Here is a 3,101-nt window from a genome sequence, read left to right on the forward strand (position 1 = left end):
GCGGGCGACTACGACGTCGAACTCACCGTCACCGACGACGATGGCGCCGCCGACGCGGCAACCGAGACCGTCGCGGTCAGCGAGCCCGCGACCGACCCCGGCGCCGCGTCCGTGAGCGTCACGCCCGACAGCGACACCGAGGCGAGTACCTACAGCGAGGGCTCGTTCACCGTGGAGAACACTGGCGACCAGGCGATCTCGTCGGTGACCTTCGACCTCTCGGAGTCGGCGATGCCCGACATGGTGTTCGATCCCGACGGGACCGCGGGCGATACGGCGGCGAAGGGGCTGAATATCGACTCGCAGTCGGGCGACGGCACCGGCGTCGTCAGCACCGCCGACGACGTGTTCAGTCAGCCGCACAACGGCGCGAACGGCTCCGACGGCTACGACGTGATGACCGTCGAGTTCACCGACTTCGAGCCCGGCGAGTCGGTGTCGTTCTCGGTCGACAACGACCCGACGAGCATCAAGGCCGCGACCATGACCTCGCAAGAGGCCGGTCCGGTCTCCGGTCTCGAACTCGCGCGTTCGACCGTGGGCGTCGAGTACGCCGACGGAAGCGCGCAAGAGAGCCAGCTGTTCGGCGACGGCAGCGCGGGCGGCGCACAGGCGACGCTCGACGAGTCGGTCGCGTCGGCACCGAGTATCGGCGTGCAGAACGTCGACCTCGACGACGGTGCGCTTCGCGACCACCACAGCGCGGCCACCGTGAGCGAGGCCGGCCAGACCGTGACGGTCACCGGCGAGCCCGGTGAGACGGTCACGCTGCTACACGCCGAGAGCGAACTCGAACTCGACACCGTGCCCGACTACGACGGCACGCCCGGCTACGACGTCGAGCCCTACGAGGGCAACAAGGTCGAGAACGTCGACTACCAGACGGTCACGCTCGACTCGAACGGCGAGGCTGAGGTGCCCGTCACGCTGCTCAACACGACCGCGGTCGGCGGCTACAACTACTTCGTGGCGACCGACGGCGAGCCCGGGTCCGTCACCGGTCTCGGCTCGAACGTGGTTGTCCTGAAGTACGAGGAGAGCGCCGGCGACGACGAACCTGCCGACGGCGCTACCAGCTTCGCCGTGAACGCGGGCGGCGACGCCTACGCGGCCGCCGACGGCACGGAGTTCCAGGCGGACGCCGACTTCGACGGCGGCACGGCGTTCGCGACCGGGAACGCGGGAACGCCCGTGGACCCCGAGATCGCGAACACCGACGACAACGAGCTGTACCACACCGAGCGGTACGGCGACTTTAGCTACGACGTGCCGCTCGACGACGGCACCTACGAAGTGACGCTGTACTTCGCCGAGCTCTACCAGGGCGTGGCGAACGACGGCGGCGCGGGCGACCGCCTGTTCAACGTCTCTATCGAGGGCCAGCAGGTCCTCGACGAGTACGACATCTACGCGGAGGCCGGCGGCGAGCACGCGGCGATCCAGGAGACGTTCACCGCCGACGTCACCGACGGCGAACTGAACCTCGAGTTCAGCACCGTCGAGGACAACGCGAAGGTGTCGGCCATCGAGATCGAACCGGTCGACGGCGGTGACGGAAGCGACGGCGGCGACAACACCGCGAACGCCCCGCCGACGATCGACGCCGTCGCGAATCAGACGGTCACCGAGGGGAACTCGACGACCGTCCCGGTCGAGACTGCCGACCCTGACGGCGACGCGGTGTCGCTGTCGGTGAGCGCCCCGGCCTTCGTCAGCCTCTCGAACGGCGATCTGACGATCGCCCCTGAGTCGGGTGACGCGGGCACGTACGCGGTCGAGATGACGGCCGACGACGGGAACGGCGGCTCCGCGTCCGAGTCGTTCCAAGTGACCGTCGAGGCGGCTCCCGACCCGCAGCCCGCGCAGGTGCTACACCGCGTGAACGCGGGAGAGAGCGAGACGATCGCCGCCACCGACGACGGTCCCGACTGGACCGGCGTCGCGGACACGAGTTCGTCGTACCTCGTGTCGGTCGCCTCGTCGGACGCCGGCAACTACTGCCAAGGCGCCGATCTCACTCCCGACGGGACGGTCCCCGACTCCACGCCCGACGGGGTGTGGGACTGCGAGCGCTACGGGACCTCCACGTGGGAGTTCTCCGTCGACGCCGGCCAGCAGGTCGAGGTCCGACTCTACCTCGGGAACTCGTTCGACGGCGCGAGCGATCCCGGAGACCGCCAGTTCAACGCCTCCGTCGAGGGCCAGCAGGTCCTGACGAACTACGACCCTGTGGCCGACGTCGGCCACGCGACGGGGACGATGAAGAACGTCACCGTCACCGACGACGGCGACGGCACGCTTTCGGTGGTCTTCGACCAGGGTGCCGCGGACAATCCCGAGGTCAGAGCCATCGAGATCGTGGAATCGGAGGGGACCACCGAGTAGGTGACCCGACAGATGCCCGACCGCAGCGGTCGGGCCGACGAGTCGGCGAATCGAGCGACGACCGACCGCACGAAGGCAGCGAATCCAACGACACCAACACAATCGATGAACGACACAGCACACGGATACCTCAGACAGACGATCACGGCGCTCGTCGCGCTCTCACTCCTCTTCACGGTCTTCGGACCGGTGGGGATCGTGGCGGCGGACCCGAGCGTCTCGGTCGAACAGACGGCCGACAGCACGACGGTCACACCGGGCGAGACGGTAACCCTGACGACGCAGTTCGACGTCGCGGAGCTGAACGCGCCACAACTGAGCGCCGGTCTCCCGGACGGCTGGGCGATCGAGTCGCAGTCGGCGACCGGTCCGGTGGCGTACAACGACGGCACGTGGACGTGGCTCGCGGGCGACAACGACGGCGTCAACGTGAGCTACACGGTCGAGTACACCGTCGGAGTCCCCGCAGACGCCTCGCCGGGACAGTATGCGATCACCGCCGACGGGTCGGCGCTGAGCCCCGCCGACTCCGTCTCGACGGCCGACTCCGACTCGACGACGATCACGGTCCAAGAGCCCGAGCAGAACGAGGACCCCACGGCGTCCTTCACCGCGAGCCCGTCCGCGCCCGAACCGGGCGAGACGGTCTCCTTCGACGCCTCCGGCTCCAGCGATGACGGCTCGATCGCGAGCTACGAGTGGGACTTCGACGGCGA

General features: G+C 68.7%; 1 protein-coding gene and 1 pseudogene. Both read left to right on the forward strand.

The features are described 5' to 3' along the window. A partial coding sequence (locus B378_RS0102120) for a malectin domain-containing carbohydrate-binding protein (RefSeq protein WP_017342183.1) occupies positions 1 to 2,385 on the forward strand: 2,385 nt, incomplete at its 5' end. 105 nt (positions 2,386 to 2,490) lie between these two features. Beyond that, positions 2,491 to 3,101: pseudogene (locus B378_RS17185) on the forward strand (PKD domain-containing protein); the annotation flags it as partial.

The sequence above is a fragment of the Halorubrum sp. T3 genome, assembly GCF_000296615.1.
GTDB classification, from domain to species: Archaea; Halobacteriota; Halobacteria; order Halobacteriales; family Haloferacaceae; genus Halorubrum; species Halorubrum ruber.